At 44.8% G+C, this 19,596-nt stretch carries 17 protein-coding genes; all 17 read right to left on the bottom strand.

Translation table 11 applies throughout. The annotated features are described in order from the left end of the window. Position 1: 1 nt before the first annotated feature. Positions 2-1,282, bottom strand: a complete 1,281-nt coding sequence (gene yfmF, locus EKN16_RS10505) for an EF-P 5-aminopentanol modification-associated protein YfmF (protein ID WP_125656267.1) — start codon at positions 1,280-1,282, stop codon at positions 2-4. A gap of 129 nt (positions 1,283-1,411) precedes the next feature. Continuing rightward, entirely contained in the window at positions 1,412-2,194 is a 783-nt protein-coding gene (sleB, locus tag EKN16_RS10510) for a spore cortex-lytic enzyme (protein ID WP_125656270.1), read from the bottom strand. 97 nt (positions 2,195-2,291) lie between these two features. Next, the gene (locus EKN16_RS10515; protein ID WP_125656273.1) at positions 2,292-4,979 is read right to left on the bottom strand and encodes an FtsK/SpoIIIE family DNA translocase; all 2,688 of its coding nucleotides are present in this window, start codon (positions 4,977-4,979) and stop codon (positions 2,292-2,294) included. A gap of 134 nt (positions 4,980-5,113) precedes the next feature. Further along, positions 5,114-5,335, bottom strand: a complete 222-nt coding sequence (locus tag EKN16_RS10520; protein ID WP_125656276.1) for a YlzJ-like family protein — start codon at positions 5,333-5,335, stop codon at positions 5,114-5,116. After that, positions 5,332-6,051, bottom strand: a complete 720-nt coding sequence (locus EKN16_RS10525; protein WP_179955618.1) for a ClpP family protease — start codon at positions 6,049-6,051, stop codon at positions 5,332-5,334. Before EKN16_RS10525 ends, EKN16_RS10520 begins: the two co-directional genes overlap by 4 nt. Before the next feature lie 344 nt (positions 6,052-6,395). Continuing rightward, positions 6,396-8,072: a ribonuclease J gene (locus EKN16_RS10530; protein WP_125656282.1), complete on the bottom strand. Its 1,677-nt coding sequence runs from the start codon at positions 8,070-8,072 to the stop codon at positions 6,396-6,398. Positions 8,073-8,543: 471 nt separating this feature from the next. After that, positions 8,544-9,407: a 4-hydroxy-tetrahydrodipicolinate synthase gene (gene dapA / locus EKN16_RS10535; protein ID WP_179955599.1), complete on the bottom strand. Its 864-nt coding sequence runs from the start codon at positions 9,405-9,407 to the stop codon at positions 8,544-8,546. A 113-nt stretch (positions 9,408-9,520) separates the two neighbouring features. Then, a complete protein-coding gene (gene dapG / locus EKN16_RS10540; RefSeq protein ID WP_125656287.1) occupies positions 9,521-10,735 on the bottom strand; it encodes an aspartate kinase in 1,215 nt (404 codons plus the stop codon). A gap of 76 nt (positions 10,736-10,811) precedes the next feature. Then, on the bottom strand, positions 10,812-11,849 hold the full coding sequence (locus tag EKN16_RS10545; RefSeq protein WP_125656290.1) for an aspartate-semialdehyde dehydrogenase: 1,038 nt from the start codon (positions 11,847-11,849) through the stop codon (positions 10,812-10,814). A gap of 91 nt (positions 11,850-11,940) precedes the next feature. Further along, complete coding sequence (locus EKN16_RS10550; RefSeq protein ID WP_125656293.1) at positions 11,941-12,528, bottom strand: dipicolinate synthase subunit B; 588 nt, start codon at positions 12,526-12,528, stop codon at positions 11,941-11,943. Further along, complete coding sequence (gene dpsA, locus EKN16_RS10555; protein WP_125656296.1) at positions 12,525-13,424, bottom strand: dipicolinate synthase subunit DpsA; 900 nt, start codon at positions 13,422-13,424, stop codon at positions 12,525-12,527. Before dpsA ends, EKN16_RS10550 begins: the two co-directional genes overlap by 4 nt. Before the next feature lie 39 nt (positions 13,425-13,463). Then, positions 13,464-13,622, bottom strand: a complete 159-nt coding sequence (locus EKN16_RS32195; protein WP_164522762.1) for a hypothetical protein — start codon at positions 13,620-13,622, stop codon at positions 13,464-13,466. Between the two features lie 176 nt (positions 13,623-13,798). After that, the gene (dut, locus tag EKN16_RS10560) at positions 13,799-14,278 is read right to left on the bottom strand and encodes a dUTP diphosphatase (RefSeq protein ID WP_125666112.1); all 480 of its coding nucleotides are present in this window, start codon (positions 14,276-14,278) and stop codon (positions 13,799-13,801) included. Continuing rightward, positions 14,223-15,488 carry a M16 family metallopeptidase gene (locus EKN16_RS10565; protein ID WP_125656299.1) on the bottom strand — a complete coding sequence of 422 codons (1,266 nt, stop codon included), beginning with the start codon at positions 15,486-15,488 and terminating at the stop codon, positions 14,223-14,225. Before EKN16_RS10565 ends, dut begins: the two co-directional genes overlap by 56 nt. Before the next feature lie 43 nt (positions 15,489-15,531). Further along, complete coding sequence (locus EKN16_RS10570; RefSeq protein WP_125656302.1) at positions 15,532-16,527, bottom strand: polysaccharide deacetylase family protein; 996 nt, start codon at positions 16,525-16,527, stop codon at positions 15,532-15,534. A gap of 161 nt (positions 16,528-16,688) precedes the next feature. Next, on the bottom strand, positions 16,689-18,785 hold the full coding sequence (gene pnp / locus EKN16_RS10575) for a polyribonucleotide nucleotidyltransferase (protein ID WP_125656305.1): 2,097 nt from the start codon (positions 18,783-18,785) through the stop codon (positions 16,689-16,691). A gap of 408 nt (positions 18,786-19,193) precedes the next feature. Next, complete coding sequence (gene rpsO, locus EKN16_RS10580) at positions 19,194-19,463, bottom strand: 30S ribosomal protein S15 (RefSeq protein WP_125656308.1); 270 nt, start codon at positions 19,461-19,463, stop codon at positions 19,194-19,196. Positions 19,464-19,596: the final 133 nt, after the last annotated feature.

Genomic DNA, 19,596 nt, shown 5'->3' on the forward strand with positions numbered 1-19,596 from the left:
CTTACCCCTCCTTCTCATCGCGCAGAAAATAAATCGTATCCAGCTCGGTTTTACGAGCTACAGCTGCAATTTGTTCCGCGGTAACTGACTGCACTTGCTCCATCAATTGTTCAGCTGTACGCTCACGTCCAGAGAGTATGGCATTGAAATCAAAACCGATCATTTCATTTGCTGAGTCTTGAATCTCGCGCAGATGATTGGCAATCATCGCTTTCGTCTGATTCATCTCAAGGTCACTGTAGGAGCCCGAGCGCATGCTTTCTAGCTGCTGCTGGATAATCTCTGTAGCACGGTCGAAATTCTCAATCTCGATGCCTGATTGAATCGTACAGATCCCCTTATGACCATCCAATCGAGATGCAGCGTAATAAGCGAGACTTGCTTTCTCACGAACATTAAGGAAAAGCTTAGAATGTGGATAACCACCGAGTATCCCATTGTACATAAGTGCAGCAGGGTAATCATCGTCACCATATGATGTGTTGATGCGCAGGCCCATATTCAGCTTCCCTTGACTGACATCCATCTTCTCTATAATCGTCCTAACCTCTCGATCCGGCTTCTGAACAGCTGGCAGTGTATAGGAGGAAGGCTTGCCGCCTTTCATCTGAAAAGCTTGAGAAACCAAATTTTTGACTTCTTCAAGCGTAGTATCCCCTACGACATAGAGGTCAAAGGAAGCTTGAGATAACCATTGTTGATAGGAATCGGTTAGAGACTGTGGTGTAATCGCATCAATAGCATCAAGCTTCCCAAGCGGGTGCAGTCGATAAGGCTCATCCTGACACATTTCCTCTAAACAGCGCTCTGCCGCATATCGGATTTTATCATTAATGATCGCTTCTAAACGTTTACGCAGCGTATCTTTCTCGGCATCCACATACTTCGAACGAAGTAAACCAGCCTCCATAGCAGGCTCAGTCAGCACTTCCCCAAGCAGCTTAAGTGAAGAGCTCAGAAGCGGTTGTTCAGACGAAACGAAACGATCATTGATGACATCCATTCTGAACTGGACGATTTGAGCATCACCACGTTTGTATACGTCGAATCCGAAGCCAGCGCCGTACAAATCATCCAACCGTTCGCGAAAAGCAATGGTCTCCGGTGTTGAGGCTGTTCCGCGTCTTAATACAAAAGGGATCAGGGCGACAGATGTCACCGTATCCTCTGCTAAAGGTAAACCAGCATATAAAGAAATAGAGAACGTTTTAAACCGTTGTGTAGGCATTACGTGCAAACGAATGCGATCAATCAGCCCTCGTTCAAATCGGGATTTGGTCAAGATTCGCGTCCCCTTCCGCTCAAGTTTATAAAGTCAATCTATTCCAAATTGCTTTGATCTATTCCATTCTAACTGATCGGAAATGGAAGAAGCAACCCGCAGTGTTAGCGGGCTGCTTCAGTGAGAGAGCTACATGCAAAAAATATGCTTGCCAATCGTTTTCACTTGCGGGCGTGACCAAATCCATTTGGAAGTTGCCGTATCCGGATTGAAATAGTAAATGCATCCACCGCTTGGATCAACTCCATTAAGCGCTTCTTGTACTGCTTTCTTCGCATTCTCATTTGGTGTCAGCCAAATCTGTCCATCAGCGACAGCAGTGAAGGCACCTGGCTGGAATATAACACCAGATATTGTATTCGGAAAACTAGGCGATTTAAGACGATTCAAGATAACCGCAGCAACAGCTACCTGACCGACAAACGGCTCGCCGCGTGATTCTCCATACACTGCATTCGCCATCAGCTTCAGATCATTTGCCGATAATCCCAGTTTCGAAGACTTGTCAAGATTCGTACTAGTTGTTTCCTTATTCGGCTGCTTACCCGCATTTCCTGTAGATGGTGATGGTGTTTCCGCTGTAGAAGGACGCCAGGTTTTCGTTGCTTCCCAGAGCTTAAGCTTCGTCTTCGCACCAACAACGCCATCCGATTTCATACCGAATTTCCATTGAAACCAAGTTACTGCTTTCTTCGTCGAAGTACCAAACTGACCATCAACTTTTCCGTCAAAGAAGCCTAAGAATTTCAATCTACCTTGGAGCTCAGTGACGTCTTTCCCGGAAGTACCTACCTTTAGCGTCGTGCTGCTAAAGGTTTCAGTCGTTTGCCCGCTGCTAGCATGCTTAAGCGTAAACGCACCGAACAACAGTAGGACAATAACAATCGTTACCGTAATTAATCGATTTCTCATTTTCGAATCTGCCTTTCTTCTGCAAGTTATCTTGCAAAGCAAGCGAAGCATGATACTAGTATGAGAAATCAGTTTGGCTTCTATGCACGAATTTGCCTTATGAGCTAATCTTTCCTGCTTCATATTGATCGATCGTTAAAAGCACTTCCCGCGGCTTGCTTCCTTCGTAGGGTCCAACAATGCTTCTTGCCTCCATTTGATCTATAAGACGGGCAGCACGTGTGTAACCAATCCGCATCCGACGCTGCAGTAAGGAGACCGATGCTTGCTTGGCTTCGAGTACAATACGAATCGCTTGATCGTACAGCTCATCAAGCATTTCATTATTCTCTGAAGCAGCATCATCAATTTCAGGAACAAGATCTTCTTTGTATTCTGCTTCCGCTTGACCACGACAGTAGCCAACAACGGATTCAACCTCGTGATCCGATAGGAATGCGCCCTGCACCCTAATTGGCTTGGACATTCCGACAGGGAGGAAAAGCATGTCGCCTCGTCCCAGCAGCTTTTCAGCACCAACCATATCTAGAATCGTCCTTGAATCGACTTGAGAGGATACGCCAAATGCAATCCTCGAAGGGATATTCGCTTTAATGACACCCGTAATAACATCAACGGAAGGCCGCTGAGTTGCAATGATAAGATGGATACCAGCCGCACGTGCCATCTGAGCAAGACGGCATATGGAATCCTCAACGTCATTAGCTGCAACCATCATCAAGTCTGCGAGCTCATCGACAATAACGACTATGTAAGGTAGAACCGCTGAAGGATTCTCAGCCATTAAAGTATTGTAGCCTTCAATATTACGCGTACCTGATTTGGAGAAAGCTTCATATCGCTTTTCCATTTCGACCACGATTTTTTTAAGCGCAAGTGAGGCCCGTCTTGGATCCGTAACTACCGGTGCTAACAAGTGGGGGATGCCATTATAGACGTTTAGCTCAACCATTTTGGGATCAATCATAAGGAACTTGACCTCATCTGGCCTAGCTTTATACAAAATACTGGTAATAATGCCGTTAATACAAACGGATTTACCAGAACCCGTTGCACCCGCGACGAGTAAATGCGGCATCTTAGCCAAATTTCCTACAATTGTCTGCCCGGAGATATCCCGTCCGAATGCAATCGATAGATTCGAAGTCGAATTCAAAAAGGATGGCGTTTCCATAACTTCACGCATTGTGACCATGGACACCTCCGCATTAGGTACTTCGATACCTATAGCGGATTTCCCAGGAATCGGCGCTTCCATCCGGATATCCTTCGCTGCTAGTGCAAGAGCGATATCATCAGTTAGACCAACAATCCGACTAACTTTAACACCTGTGGCTGGCTGCACTTCATAACGAGTTACAGCTGGACCTCTTACAACATCAAGCACCCTGGCTTTGACACCAAAGCTCTCAAGTGTAGCTTCCAGCTTCCGTCTGGATTCATTAGCATCGCTCATATCGCCCTGTCTCGCGCTTCCACTTGGTCTAGCCAGCAGTGCGAACGATGGAAGCTGATAGGGCTTTTCCACTGGAGGTCTTGGCACTACCCTTGAACTGCTGTCCTGAGAATCAACCTCTCCTGACTCCATTGCCGGACTCAGCTGCGAAATAGGTATAGACGGCATAGGTTCAGGGATCTCATCATCCTCAATATAAGGAGCATCATCAGCTTCGTCATCATTAATAATGAATGCCTCATCTTGAAGTTCTGATGATATTCCATCATTAATAATAGGAAGTTGACTTATTCCCTCCTCCATTTCCCAAGGAAGGGGGCCAACAGTATCAGGATAACTTGTCGATTCTTGAGTGGGATTGTCTATATTAGGGTTGTTATCCGTCCAGTGATTACTCCCAATTTCTTCATCCTCTTCCCAAGGAGCTTGATTACGAGTTTGCCTTGCAATCGGAGACACATGTCCATCCTCCATGAGCCAATCATTATCATGTCCGGATTGCTGTTCGCCTTCTTGTTCAGGTACCTCATTAAACCAAGAGAAGATCGGAGTTCTCCGTCTATTCCTGCGAGTTGAAGGCAACTGTTCGTAATCCTCGTCATCATCATCATCGAGGACATCTGCCGTTGGCAATACGTTTCCACGATTATTTGTGGAATTGGATGATGCGGCAAGCGAGGCTGATCGATTCTGTGGAAAAAGCTTCACACGAAGCAAAGAAAATACGCGTCCCCCACGAAGTCGAACCGATCTACCCAAATCAACATAGGATTTGCCAGTCAATAACATAATCGAAATCGCGAACATCACGATGAGAATAAACTTCGCCCCAAAGTATCCAAAGAGCCAATATAACAGCGTGTATTGAATAGCCCCAACATAGCCGCCGCTTACTGGTTGTTTCGTGATTGCACCCTCTAATCCTGCTGACGGCGTGTTCACCAGAGCCCCTTTGATGTCATTCCCGAGCTCATGCATAATAAAGCCTGCCGTTAAACCGCCTGTCGGCTCTGTCTTCTGATCCATAACGGCAATCGAGCTCATTAACGTAAATCCTAATATCAGCAATACCGCGCCTGTCTTTCGACTTGACCAGCCTGAAGGCCATGTACGCTTTACCATCACGACAAGACCTATGTAAATACCAACTAACGCAAGTACAAAGTAAAACTTCCCAAGCAGCAATCCAAATAATTTAGACAAGGAGCGGCCAACTGTCGCTTCACCAGATAAAGCGATAACAGAGACAGTTATAAGCAAAATTCCATAGACTTCATATTTGAGACTCGCCCCAAGCGAGTTCTTTTTCCTTTTTCTTTTCTTTGCCAAGTTCCGTCACCTCTAGTAGCCATTATACCATAGGATCAAGTCCCAATGCGCTACTATTATCCAGCTTTAGCACGGGCCCGTTCCTCAGAATTGCAGGCCAGTCAAGGCTTTGAGCAATTTTCGCAGCCCACTCTTTATGTTGCTGTATGATACGCGATTATTGATCCTGGAAACAGCTCTGGACGAAGATAGGCATCAAGCGGACAATCCATAAGTCTAACAATTTTCCCTATACCTGGTGAAAGAGGTTCAATTTGCATTCGAATTTCCCCGACTGTAATATCCAAGTAAGGACCAGGCTGTTCATTAAAACCATCAAAGACTAGCTCGAGCGGCATACAAGTATAAATCGTCATTGAGGCAGCCCTCCTGTAGACTGAATCGATTGCTTCCGTTGATCAATGAACGTATTGAGCTGACGAAGCGCTTGGCCAATGCCCCCTACTTCATCAATAAGTCCATATTTCACAGCATCTACGCCAATAACTGTCGTCCCGATATCACGTGTTAGCTCACCCGTTTTGAACATTAGTTCTTTAAACTTCTCATCCGTAACATTGGAGTGTGAGGTTACGAAACCCACAACACGCTCCTGCATTTTCTCCAAATACTCAAAAGTTTGAGGCACCCCTATTACGAGGCCATTCAAGCGAATCGGATGGATGGTCATCGTAGCGGTAGCCGCAATAAAGGATTTATTCGCCGCAACAGCTATAGGCACTCCAATTGAATGCCCACCTCCTAGCACAAGCGTCACGGTTGGCTTCGTTAATGATGAGATCATCTCCGCAATCGCAAGGCCCGCTTCAACATCACCGCCAACCGTATTGAGCACAATCATGATGCCTTCGATTTTTGCATTTTGCTCAGCCGCAACAAGCTGAGGAATAAGATGCTCATATTTGGTCGTTTTATTTTGAGGTGGAAGCACCAAATGTCCCTCTACTTGTCCAATAATGGTCATACAAAAGATGTTAGACTCAGATTGCGGTGTCATTGTCTGTCCAAGCTGCTGAATCGTCTCCACAGTCGGATTAGTAGCCTTTACTGTATTCGGATCTGGTTGCTCCATTTTAGCGAAATTCTCGTGTTCGTCCTCCCACATGCTTGTTTCCTCCTTAAATTTTTTTATCGCTGCTTATGACCTACCTTTGGATGCCGCCATAATATCGGCTCTGCATAGTATGGAATGGCGCAGTTAAATTATGCAAAGAGCAGGTAAAGTTACCGTATTGAACAAGAAGAAACGGCTAGCGCCGTCCTTGGCGGACAAGCAAGTTTCTTCCCAATGTAATATAAGCAGAGTATAGAGCAAACTTATACTTTCTTATATTTTAACAAAAAGACGATCCTCTTCTGGGCATCAAGATACCTGATCAGAAAAGAATCGTCTTTAATTTATCGTTAGTTATAAAATTAAACTTCCATAATGATTGGCAAAATCATTGGGCGGCGGCGTGTTTGCTCGTATAAGAAACGACCAAGTGCATCCTTCACATTCGTTTTGAGCGAAGCCCATTCATTTACTTTATCATTCATTAGCTTATGCAGCGTTGTTGTCACGATGCGGTTAGCTTCTTCTAGCAAGCCTTCTGATTCGCGAACATAAACGAAACCACGGGAAATGATGTCTGGACCTGACAGAATTGCTCCATCCTGCTTACTCAATGTTACTACGACGACAAGGATGCCATCTTGTGACAATAGCTTACGGTCACGAAGAACAATGTTACCTACATCACCAACACCCAAGCCATCAATAAGAACATTACCTGCTGGTACTTTACTGCCTTTGCGTCCAGCTCCACCTTGGAACTCGACAGTATCTCCATTATCGATAACGAAAATATGATCTTTCTCTATGCCAACTGCTTCACCGAGCAGCGCATGTTGACGCAGCATCCGGTATTCACCATGGATAGGAATGAAATATTTCGGTTTAATCAAGTTTAGCATTAGCTTCAATTCTTCTTGGCTACCATGTCCCGAAACGTGAACGCCTGATACGGAGCCTGGTCCGTAAATAACATTAGCGCCTAAGCGGAACAGTTCATCCACCGTACGTCCAACGTAACGCTCATTACCTGGGATAGGAGTTGCAGCGATAACAACAGTATCTCCTGGCAAAATATCAATTTTACGGTGAGTCGAACGCGCCATACGAGTAAGGGCTGACATCGGCTCTCCTTGACTACCAGTAGACAAGACAACAACACGGTCTGCTGCCATTTTGTTAATTTCCTCAGGCTCGATAAGCATGCCTTCAGGAATGTTCAGATAACCCAGATCGGATGCGATGGAAACAACGTTAACCATACTACGTCCAACCACTACAATTTTTCGTTTTGTCGCAGCAGCTGCGTTAATAACTTGTTGAATTCGATGTACATTGGAAGCGAAAGTAGCGACTACTACACGTTGAGTTGCTTTACGGAAAATATCTTCAAACTCTACACCGATATTGCTCTCAGACGGCGTGAATCCCGCACGTTCTGCGTTCGTGCTATCAGACAATAGTGCAAGTACGCCACGTCGACCAATATCCGCAATGCGCTGCAAATCTGCATATTGGCTATTAACGGGTGTATGGTCAAATTTAAAGTCACCTGTATGAACAACAGTACCTTCAGGCGTGTCCAAACAAACCCCAACAGAGTCAGGAATACTATGGTTCGTTTTGAAGAATGAAGCTGTTATGGTACCTAATTGAACTTCCGAATCCGCATTAATTAGGATGCGTTTCGTATCTCCCAGCAATCCAGCTTCCTTCAGCTTTCCTTCGATCAAACCTAGGGTAAGCTTCGTACCATAAACGGGTACATTCAGGTGCTTCAATACATAAGGTAATCCACCAATATGGTCTTCATGTCCGTGGGTAATAAGGATCGCTCTTACTTTATCCCTATTTTCGGTTAAGTACGTAATATCAGGGATAACAATATCAATTCCTAGCATATCTTCCTCAGGAAATTTCAAACCAGCATCTACAACGACGATATCGTTGGCATGCTGAACAACATACATATTCTTTCCGATTTCACCGACGCCGCCCAATGCAAAAATGAGCAACTTATCATTGTTCTTCTTAGACAAGTTTATCTATACCTCCTATAATTTTACGAGATCAAATGCGTCCCGCAAGCAAAGTATTCGTTTTTAACAAAAAATTAGTTTTATGGTGTTAATTTTTTGAAATGAAGGGTTTTCATCAGCTAAATTTTGCGAATCAAACTTGGCAACTGTTTGTCCCCTTACTGAATAGAATTCAGCCAAGAAACAGTTGTCGAATAATCAATAAGAATTACAAGTTATACATCTATACGACAACGTTTCCTCCCACAGGAAACAATTGGCTCGTAATTTCCAGCTGTTGCTTTTGGACGCCGCTCCAAACGTTAATCCTTTTTCATATATTTGCCGCACACCGTCACTTGCTTACATTATACATGATTGAAAATGCGAAAAACAAGTAAAGGGCTGAAATCACCAAACAAAAAAGAAAAGCCGATGCATTCGCATCGGCTTTGAACGAGTGCGTCAATAGGTAAGGATAACGAGAAAATGCTAGCTTAGAATCTCACGCAGCGCTGTCATTTCTGTCTCCGTCGCAGCAACAAGTGGCAATCGCACGCTTCCCACAGGAACATTACGAATACCTAGTGCTGCTTTAACGAGCACAGGGTTAGGAAGCTCGAATAACTCTTTGAAAATCGGATATAACTGCACATGAAGCTTTGCGGCTTCTCCTACATTTCCTGTCAAATAGGCTTCTATCATCTGTTTCATTTCAGCGCCTACAACATGACTTGCCACGCTAACGATGCCGTAGCCTCCTACAGCAAGCACCGGTAATGTTACGCTATCATCTCCACTATACAGACGGAATCCTTCAGGTGACCCAGCAATGATCTGTGTAACCTGCTCTAAGGAGGCACATTCCTTTGTAGCGACAATATTTGGGAGTTCAGCTAGACGAAGTGTTGTTGCAGCGGTCATGCTTGCAACTGTCCGGCTTGGTACATTGTAAAGGATGATCGGAAGCTGAGTTGATTCTGAAATCGCTTTGAAGTGCTGATAAATGCCTTCTTGAGTCGGTTTATTGTAATAGGGAACAACGAGCAGAATGGCGTCAACTCCACAACGCTCTGCTGCTTGGGTTAGATGAATAGAATGATTAGTATCATTGCTGCCTGTTCCAGCAATGATTTTACACCGACCCTTTGCATGTTCGACTGCAAAGGTGAACAATGATTTTTTCTCTTCATCCGTTAAAGTGGGAGATTCCCCAGTTGTCCCAGAGACAACAATGCTATCGCTTTTTTGATCGTCAATTAAATAGTCAATTAACTGGCCCGTAGCAGTCCAATCAATCGCACCACTCGCATCGAATGGAGTGACCATCGCGGTAACTAATCTTCCGAAATCCATTATGACTCCTCCTAAAAGTTTTCCGAAGGAAAACTCACTTCGGAAGGGATGCTTATGTGCTCCGAAGGAAATAAACTTCGGAAGATTTATCTTTTATAAAAACCATTCATGGATTATTCATGTAATGTAAATTTAGCATGAAGGGATTGCAGTGCCTTAGCCATAAAGGACTCCCTTACTAGCACCCAAATCGTTGTGTTGGAATCGGCTGATTGTAGAATTGGTATTCCCTCTTCCGTCAGCGCCTCCACAATACGAGCCATAATCCCCGGAACACCATTCATTCCGCCGCCAATTACAGATATTTTTGCACATCCATTTACAGCTATAGGAAAATAACCGATATTATGAAGAACAGAAACAGCTTGATCGGCATCAGAATCAAACACCGTGTATATAGCGCCACCAGGGTTAACATTAATAAAATCAACACTAATATGATGCTGGGCCATGGCCTGAAACACCTGCAGCTGCATATCTGTATGACCATCCTGAGCATGGACTGTAATTTGCGTAATTCCGCTCACGTGGGCAACGCCAGTCACATATCGGTCTCTCACAATTGCGGATTGCTCTGCATCTAAAATATCAGTTACAAGTGTCCCCTCGTCCTCTGAGAACGTCGAGCGCACGCGCAATGGTATTCGAGCTTGTTGAGCAATTTCAACTGCACGAGGGTGAATAACTTTTGCACCTTGTCGTGCCATATTACAAATCTCCGCATAGCCTACAACAGATAGAGGGCGTGCATCCTTTACAATTCGAGGGTCAGCGGTGAGAATCCCGTTCACATCGGTATAGATATCAATTCGTTCTGCGTGCAATGCAGCACCGAGGGCTGTCGCAGACGTATCACTTCCGCCTCGGCCAAGAGTCGTCAAGTCCCCAGTTTCTGTAACCCCTTGAAACCCAGTGACAATGACCACTTGTCCCTCTTGCAAAGCTTTTTGAATCGTTTCTGTTCGAATTTCTAGTATGCGAGCCCGACCGAATTGACTATCTGTGACTATGCCAGCTTTTCCACCTGTTAGGACAATAGAGGGAATGGAATGTGAGCGCAGCATACTGCATAACACAGAAGCAGCAATGATTTCGCCACAGCCAAGCAGCAAATCTCGTTCTCTTGGCGGAAGTGCATCACCATGATCGCGTATAAGTGTCAATAATGTATCCGTAGCATAGGGCTCGCCTTTTCGCCCCATTGCAGAGACGACAACGACAAGATCTACCTGTCGTTGTCGTTCTCTTCGAATATGGCCGAGTACAAATTCTCTTGCTTCATCAGTAGAAAGTGATGTGCCACCAAATTTTTGTATGAGGATACCCATGTCAAACCTCCGTATCCGGGCGGTAAGACGTTTGCCGGATCGTTACCTGTTAGACGATCTGCTTTTGTTCAAGAAATTAACGTTCGATTGCAATATATTCAGCAATTTGAACGGCATTCCATGCTGCACCCTTGAGCAGGTTGTCGGAAACGATCCACATATTGAGGCCACGTGAGGAGCCCAGATCGCGACGTAGTCTTCCAACGAATACTTCCGGTTTACCAGCAGCATCCGTTGCAAGCGGGTAGCGCTGACCTGCCGGATCGTCCACGAGTTCAATTCCTGGGGCATTCTCGAGGAGCTTCTTAACGTCTTCCAAATCATAATCATTTTTGAGTTCAACATATACGGATTCGGAATGACCATAGACTACCGGAATACGTACACAGGTCGCGGTTACGTCAATGGATTCGTCACCCAAGATTTTCTTTGTTTCTCTTACCATTTTCATCTCTTCCAGCGTATAACCGTTATCTTGAAATTTATCGATTTGCGGTATCGCATTAAAAGCGATTTGATGCTTCACCGGTAGAGAGCCAACCGGTAAAATAGCCGGGTTAACATCATTGCCATCAAGAACTTCACGCGTTTGCCTCAAAAGTTCGCCAATTGCGAGACTTCCGGCACCGGATACGGCTTGATAAGTGGAGACAATGATACGGGAGATACCGTAACGGTCCTGCAGCGGCTTAAGCGCTGCAACCATCTGAATAGTCGAACAGTTGGGATTTGCAATAATTCCTTTATGCTCGTTTACTTTATCAATATTTACTTCAGGTACGATTAGAGGGGTATCTGGATCCATCCGATAAGCATTCGTGTTATCAATGCAAACAGCTCCATGCTCAACTGCATGAGGAGCAAGAGCCTTCGTTACATCGCCACCTGCGCTGAATAGAGCGATTTCCACCCCTTTAAAGCTATCCGGTGTTGCTTCCTCGACCGTATGCTCTTTACCCTTGAACACAATTTTCGTACCTGCAGAGCGTGCCGATGATAGCAGCTTTAGCTCAGCGATCGGAAAGTTTCGTTTCTCAAGCAGACCTATGATTTGTTCTCCTACTGCGCCTGTTGCTCCAACTACAGCAACGTTGAATAATTTCTGATTCGACATTTGATGTCGGCTCCTCTCAAAAGAAACTTATGTTAAGGATTACTCCATTTGCATACGGGTTCGAACAAGCCTACCTATTTTATAAGTTCTCTTAGTTTCTTCCAATCAAAATCGGCTGGAGCTGTCTTCCTAGAAGTGCAGCTTCACAAGCTTCTGGCACTAAATCCATCTTAGCAACCAAGGAATTCGGCTTCTGGATGGGATTATCCTGCCCAAAAGGAACAAAATAGACGTTCTTACAAACTAGTAATTTAGCAATATTAGCGGCATTCAAGCCAAGACCATCATTCGTAGATATGGCTAGCACAAGTGGTCTCTGGTTGCGCATTTGTGATTTGGCAGCCATAAGGACAGGACTATCTGTCATCGCATTCGCTAGTTTACTGGTTGTATTGCCTGTGCATGGTGCAATGACTAGAACGTCCAGCAGCTTGGAAGGTCCAAGAGGTTCTGCATCAACAATGGTTGAAATGATTTCATTACCTGTTATTGTTCTAAGTTCATGCTGCCATTCTGCTGATGAGCCGAATCGAGTGTCCGTCATCATAATGGTTTGCGTTACGATGGGAACCACATTGGCACCCTCATCCACGAAACGCTGAATAACCGGCATAACTTCTGCAAACGTGCAGTGAGAACCGGAGAGCGCATAGCCCACCGTTTTGCCTAGCCATTTCATTGCCCATTCCCCCGTTGCCTGGTATCTTCCATGATCAACCGACTCAAACAATCCGCAATGATTCGTCCAGCGGTTTTAGGTGCGACGATACCTGGTAGACCGGGGGCGAGCAACGCTTTAATTCCCCGCTTCTCAGCAAAGCGAAAATCTGTTCCGCCCGGCTTAGAAGCGAGGTCAATAATGACCGCTCGCGAAGGCAAATTTGCTATAATTTGCGCTGTGACTATCATAGTCGGAATTGTGTTAAAAAGCAAGTCAATATTAACCACGTTCTGTTGTAGTTGATTGATAAAAAACGGCTCGAACCCCATCTCATGCGCTCTTGCAAAATGCTCTTCCCTGCGCACGCCTACCTTAACTTTTGCACCTAAACCTTGAAGTGTACGAGCTAGCGTAAATCCAGTTCGACCTATTCCGAGTACCATACAGGTAGATCCATGAATGGTAATATCCGTATTCTGGATAGCCATCATAATAGCACCTTCAGCTGTCGGGATCGAGTTATAAATGGCCACATCATCTCGATCAAACAATTCAATTAATCGGATATTATACTTATCGCAAAGTAGACGCAGATAAGGTTTGGCCATCCCTGCATAAACCGTACAATGCTTTGGAAGATGTGCAACCTGGTCTTCTGTCAAAATAAGCTCACGATCACTGAACACGGCCATAATTCTTCCATCATCGTCTGTACCAACCGCAGGAAGCAAAAGTGCATCTGCATGATCAAATAATTCGTCGCTCATTTCAGCTCGAACCGCTCCATCAAGTGGTGTATGCAGCTGATCAAAACCCGCAACCGTCACTACTGCATCGAGCTCGGTCAGCTTACGGATGACCTCGAGCTGACGAGCGTCACCACCCAGAAGCACGACCTGAACCCCTGTTAACATAAGGGTATCACTCCTTTCAACTACAACTGTTAGCCGCATTCAAATCGGCTCGGTTGTCAGCAATACTGCAACCGTTAGCCGTTCCATTTTCGGCTCGGTTGTCAGCAACACTGCAACCGTTAGCCGTTCCATTTTCGGCTCGGTTGTCAGCAACACTGCAACCGTTAGCCGTTCCATTTTCGGCTCGGTTGTCAGCATTCTCTTGGTTATAAATCATCTTATGCAATGGCCCAGAGTTGGGTGAATACATCAGATGGTTGCTTTTTCCATGCAGGGTCGTGTGAAGGGATCTCCAAATAAGTTGAATAGCTCCTAATAAAAAAAGCCATTGAGCATATGCTCAATGGCTTATTAAGATAAGAGTTTGATTATTACTAAACGCCTGTATGGCCAAATCCACCTGCACCACGAATAGTCTCAGGCAGTTCATCTACTTCACCGATAGTAATGGATGGTACAGTCTGGAACACCATCTGAGCAATTCTCTCTCCACGTTCAATGGTAAAGGTTTCTTGACCAAGATTAATGAGAAGCACTTTGACTTCTCCGCGGTAATCCGCATCAATTGTTCCTGGCGAGTTCAAGCAAGTAATGCCATGCTTGTAAGCAAGGCCACTTCGAGGACGAATTTGCGCCTCTAGATCAGATGGCATCGCCATGCAAAATCCAGTTGGGATGAGCTTGCGCTCTCCTGGAGACAACGAAACAGGCTCTGCTACCGCAGCATGAAGATCAAAGCCCGCCGCTAGCTCAGACATTCTGACAGGCAGCTGAATTTCTTCATTGCCTGGCAGTCGTTTAAATAACACTTGATACAAGACTATCCCTCCCGATACTTGCTGCTGCTTTGTCATTCGTACCAACCATTGCGACCGCAAAAGGAACGGAGAGCATGCGTTTGGTTACGGCTTGAATATCACTCATTTGAACAGAATCAATACGATTAAGCATTTCATCGAGTGTAAAATGACGTCCGAGCATAAGCTCATTTTTACCTAAACGATTCATTCGACTGCTCGTGCTTTCAAGGCTTAAAATTAAGCTGCCTTTTAACTGCTCTTTGCCTCGGTGCAGCTCTTCATCCGACAATCCTTTTGCCGCAAGATCATGAAGCTGCTCAAGTGTGAGATCCATAACTTCCTTCGTTTGCTTGGGTGCTGTCCCTGCATAAACGGTGAATAACCCACTGTCCGCATAAGAGGTATGATAAGAATACACCGAGTAAGCCAATCCACGCTTCTCTCTGATTTCTTGAAAAAGACGAGAGCTCATTCCACCACCAAGCGCATTATTAAGCAGAATCATCGCATAGAGCTGTGGATCTGCAATCGAGCAGCCTGGAAACGATAAACAAATATGATTTTGCTCTGTTTTCTTTTTATGGAATAGATACTGTCCATTGAATTCAGGTGCGCTGACTGTCGTTCCAGTGCCCTTATTAGTAAAGTGGCCAAAATGCTTCTCTAACAACTCCAGCAGCGGCCCCTCTTCTACATTACCAGCAACACTGATAACAATATTATCAATACGATAATGATCTGCCATATACCCCCTAAGGGTGTCTCCGTTCATTGCTTCTAATCTTTCCTTAAGGCCAAGAATGGAATAAGCAAGCGGGTGGTCACCAAATGAGGCCCGTGACGCTTCATCATGAACTTTATCATCCGGTGTATCTTCATACATGGAAATTTCTTCAAGTATTACATTTTTTTCTTTGCTTAGTTCTGTCTCATCCATTTGCGATTCAAAAAACATATCCGATAGTGCATCAACTGCGATCGGTAAATGCTGGTCTAATACTTTAGCAAAATAGCAGGTGTACTCTTTCGCCGTAAAGGCATTTACATTCCCACCGATGCCATCAAATAAATCCGCGATATCTTTTGCACTACGTCTTGCTGTTCCTTTAAAAAGCATGTGTTCAATGAAATGTGATATCCCATTGTTATCAGGCGTTTCATTCCGCGATCCTGTTTTAACCCATATACCAAACGCAACCGAACGGAACGTCGGGATGTACTCGACTACAACGCGCAATCCGTTGCTAAGCGTATAGTTATTCACAGCATTTCCTCCTAAAACTTTCTTGGATTCAACTATAACAAAATTACGGCCCCGCCTCAACTAACGTTACCCTCTTAGAGGACAACGTCTCACTAACTGTACCAAGAGCAAGCCCCTTTTGCTTAATCGCGGCGATCATACCAGGCAATGCTGCACTGGAAGAATCGGTAGGATGCATCAGAATGAGTGATCCAGGTTCTACCCGCAGACGAATTTTACGAACAATTGATTCTGCTGGCGGATGCTGCCAATCCACCGTATCCAGTGTCCATAACACCGTCTTCAAGCCCTGCTCCGCTGCAACATTAATCGTCATTTGATTAAAATCACCTGAAGGTGGGGCAAACCAGTGATTCTTCACTTGTAGGGTAGATTGCAATAATGCTTCGGTTTTGGCAATTTGGTTAAAGGCCGATTGCCGATCTAATCTACTCATATTGGGATGTGAATAGGCATGATTCGAAATTTCATGGCCTGCAGCTTGAATCATTCTAGCCATGTCTGTATTTTTTTTCAGCCAAGAGCCATCCAAGAAAAAAGTCGCTTTAACATTTTCCTTCTCCAGCGTATTTAATATCGGTTTAATGAATTCATTGCCCCAGGCAACGTTAATCATAAGTGAAATCATTGGCTTGTTCGGGTTACCTTTATAGATGGGATGCTTGCCCAACTGTTCTAACGAAACTGCCGGCCATATTTCCTTGTACACATAACGAATAGGTGCATGCTCTGGTGCATCCTTCATAAGTCGGTAGGTCTGGTCAACATCGACCTCCAAACCATTATATCCGGGTATCGCCATCCATACACGATCCAATGTTGCATTAATGGGGGCTATTCGCTTTTTGCTGGCTTCCATTTCGATTGTTTCTTTCAGTAAGCGATTCTTCTCTGACACGGAACCATCCGAATGGAACGCATCCACAATACCACCTTGCTTTATTCCAAGTACATAAGCGGATAGATCATTATTCAGCTGCACGGTCAGCAACAGTGCGAACATAAGGACAGCCATCACAATTGCTTTCTTCAGCCACATAGCCTCGTCCCACCCTTCTCTTCATCTTATTATGGCTTTGTCCATAATATGAGAGAGTAAGCGCAGACCAGCTCTGATTTTAACAAAATAAAAAGAGACAGATATGACATCTGACTCTTTCTCGGTAGTTTATCATAGATGACGATTGGGATCGTCAATCATTAGGACTGTGCAGGTACTTCTAGTACGGCTTTACGGGATAGATTGATACGGCCTTGTTGATCAATTTCAGTTACTTTAACTGTAATTTGATCGCCAATTTTGAGAACATCTTCCACTTTAGCAACACGTTCTGTTGAAACTTGTGAAATATGAACCAAGCCATCTTTGTTCGGAAGAATTTCCACGAAGCAGCCGAATTTCTCAATACGCTTAACGGTTCCGAGGTAAACCTCTCCGACGATAACTTCACGAACGATACCTTCAATAATTTGCTTCGCACGTTCGTTCGCTTCTGCGTTTGAAGAAGCAATGAATACCGTACCATCCTGCTCGATATCAATTTTCACGCCAGTCTCATCGATGATTTTGTTAATGATTTTACCGCCAGCACCGATAACATCACGGATTTTATCCGGGTGAATCTTCATAATTACAATTTTCGGTGCATATTGGGAAAGCCCTTTACGTGGCTCCTGCATCACTTCGGTCATTTTGCCAAGGATGTGCAGACGACCAACACGTGCTTGCTCAAGTGACTCTTCCAGTATCGAACGACTAATCCCGTCGATCTTGATATCCATCTGAATGGCTGTTACCCCTTCAGCTGTTCCTGCAACCTTGAAGTCCATATCACCCAAGTGATCTTCCATCCCTTGAATATCGGACAAAATGGAGAAATGATCGCCATCTTTAATCAATCCCATGGCAATACCGGCAACAGGTGCTTTAATCGGCACACCTGCATCCATCATCGCTAGTGAGCTTGCACAAATACTAGCTTGACTTGTCGAACCGTTCGATTCCAAAACTTCTGAAACGAGGCGAATCGTATAAGGGAATTCCACTTCAGATGGAATAACTTTTGATAATGCGCGCTCACCAAGTGCACCATGTCCAATTTCACGACGACCTGGAGGACGAAGCGGTCTTGCTTCCCCAACGCTAAACGGTGGGAAGTTGTAATGATGCATGAAGCGTTTTGTTTCTGTTAGGTCAATACCGTCCAGAATTTGAACGTCACCTAGCGCACCAAGCGTACAAATGCTGAGTGCTTGTGTTTGTCCACGAGTAAAGAGTCCTGATCCATGCGTTCTTGGAAGCAATGCCACATCACATTCAATCGCACGAATTTCATCCAATGCTCGTCCATCTGGACGAACTTTGTCATGTGTAATCAGACGACGAACTTCTTCTTTAACGATGTCATACAGCACTTCTTTCACATCACCAAGAAGTTCAGGTGTTTCCGCATACTCAAGACCGAAATGAGCAATTGTCTCTGCATTAACAGCATCAATTGCATCCTGACGCTCATGCTTCTCTTGAATCCGAACCGCTTCAACTAGACGTTGCGCTACAAATGCACGAACTGCTGCACTAACCTGCTCATCCGATGCATGTAGTTTAACTTCCATCTTAGGCTTGCCAGCAAGGGCATGAAGCTGCTCAATTGTAGCAACAATTTTCTTGATTTCATCATGACCGAACATGATTGCCTCAAGAATGACGGATTCCGGCACTTCATTAGCTTCTGCTTCTACCATCATAATGGCGTCTTTTGTTCCAGAAACGACAACGTAAACATCACTTTTGCTCTCTTGATCAACAGTAGGGTTAACGATAAACTGTCCATCGATACGGCCAACGATAACACCGCCTATAGGACCGTTGAATGGTAAATCAGAAATCGTCAATGCTGCCGAAGTACCAATCATCGCTGCAATTTCTGGTGTGCAGTTCTGATCAACGCTCATTACGATATTCGCAATTTGCACTTCATTACGGAAACCGTCGGGGAACAAAGGACGAATCGGTCGGTCGGTCAATCGGCTGGAAAGAATCGCTTTCTCGCTTGGACGTCCCTCTCGCTTAATGAAGCCACCTGGGATTTTTCCGACTGCATATAACCGCTCCTCGTAGTTAACGGTAAGCGGAAAGAAATCAAGGTTTTTTGGTTCATTCGATGATACAACGGTACAAAGTACAACTGTATCACCATATTTAACTGTTACCGCTGCGTTTGCCTGTTTGGCAAGTCGTCCCGTTTCCAATACAAGCGGACGTCCACCAAGTGTCATTTCAACACGATGCAACATAGAATTCCTCCTCGCTGCTGCCGTACGCTCGTCCCTTAAGAACGGCTCGACATGCAGTTATTTGTTATTTGGCTAATTAATGTTTGAATGGTAAATTGTACTCTGAAATAAGATACAAGAATACCGGCTAATACCGAGCAAGAACCACTCGCCATTGGACCGTCCTTATGTGCCCGGTGCATGTCTCTTCCCTCAGAAATATAAAAAAGTATGCGGTATAGGTATACTTTCTTATATTTTGAGACAAACCCCTTTCGAGGTCTTTCTATTGTGAATGACCGAGATAAGAGGTTTGTTTTTACAGCAATATGTAAATCATTATCGACTTATTTACAAAAAGCAACCCAGTGCAGCTGTGACCGGAACCCCGGACGGCTGTACAACCAGGTTGCTTTTATACCTCATCTACTAACGACGAAGGCCGAGTTTTTCGATCAATGCACTGTAACGACGAACGTCATTATTTTTCAAATACGCTAGCAGCTTACGACGCTGACCAACCATTTTGAGTAGACCGCGACGCGAATGATGATCTTTCTTGTGCGTACGAAGATGGTCTGTCAAATTGAGGATGTTTTGCGTCAGGATAGCCACTTGAACTTCCGGTGATCCCGTGTCGTTCGCGTGTTTTTTGTGCTCGTCGATCAGTTGATGTTTACGCTCTTGTGTAATTGCCATCCATGTTCACCTCCTTCATAATAATCGCCAGTAGCCTCGCCGCCGTCGGTGATGTCGGACAGGCCAAGCTAAGGTTCTTGTTGCTAGGTCAGTCATGCAGAATAATCTCCATCACTACGCAACGTATTCGAGT

It is taken from the genome of Paenibacillus baekrokdamisoli (assembly GCF_003945345.1).
In the GTDB taxonomy this organism is placed as follows: Bacteria; Bacillota; Bacilli; order Paenibacillales; family Paenibacillaceae; genus Paenibacillus_Z; species Paenibacillus_Z baekrokdamisoli.

Coding starts and splice junctions, on each gene's coding strand:
- EKN16_RS10525 (WP_179955618.1), bottom strand. CDS start 6,051: ATGGAGCAACCAGATCCGAATACAGTAAAGGCTACTAATCCGACTGTG.
- EKN16_RS10550 (WP_125656293.1), bottom strand. CDS start 12,528: ATGAAATGGCTAGGCAAAACGGTGGGCTATGCGCTCTCCGGTTCTCAC.
- dapA (WP_179955599.1), bottom strand. CDS start 9,407: ATGGATTTCGGAAGATTAGTTACCGCGATGGTCACTCCATTCGATGCG.
- EKN16_RS10570 (WP_125656302.1), bottom strand. CDS start 16,527: ATGTGGCTGAAGAAAGCAATTGTGATGGCTGTCCTTATGTTCGCACTG.
- sleB (WP_125656270.1), bottom strand. CDS start 2,194: ATGAGAAATCGATTAATTACGGTAACGATTGTTATTGTCCTACTGTTG.
- EKN16_RS10545 (WP_125656290.1), bottom strand. CDS start 11,849: ATGTCGAATCAGAAATTATTCAACGTTGCTGTAGTTGGAGCAACAGGC.
- EKN16_RS10520 (WP_125656276.1), bottom strand. CDS start 5,335: ATGACGATTTATACTTGTATGCCGCTCGAGCTAGTCTTTGATGGTTTT.
- EKN16_RS32195 (WP_164522762.1), bottom strand. CDS start 13,622: ATGCTGACAACCGAGCCGAAAATGGAACGGCTAACGGTTGCAGTGTTG.
- rpsO (WP_125656308.1), bottom strand. CDS start 19,463: ATGGCAATTACACAAGAGCGTAAACATCAACTGATCGACGAGCACAAA.
- dapG (WP_125656287.1), bottom strand. CDS start 10,735: ATGGGTATCCTCATACAAAAATTTGGTGGCACATCACTTTCTACTGAT.
- pnp (WP_125656305.1), bottom strand. CDS start 18,785: ATGTTGCATCGTGTTGAAATGACACTTGGTGGACGTCCGCTTGTATTG.
- dpsA (WP_125656296.1), bottom strand. CDS start 13,424: ATGTTAACAGGGGTTCAGGTCGTGCTTCTGGGTGGTGACGCTCGTCAG.
- dut (WP_125666112.1), bottom strand. CDS start 14,278: ATGACAAAGCAGCAGCAAGTATCGGGAGGGATAGTCTTGTATCAAGTG.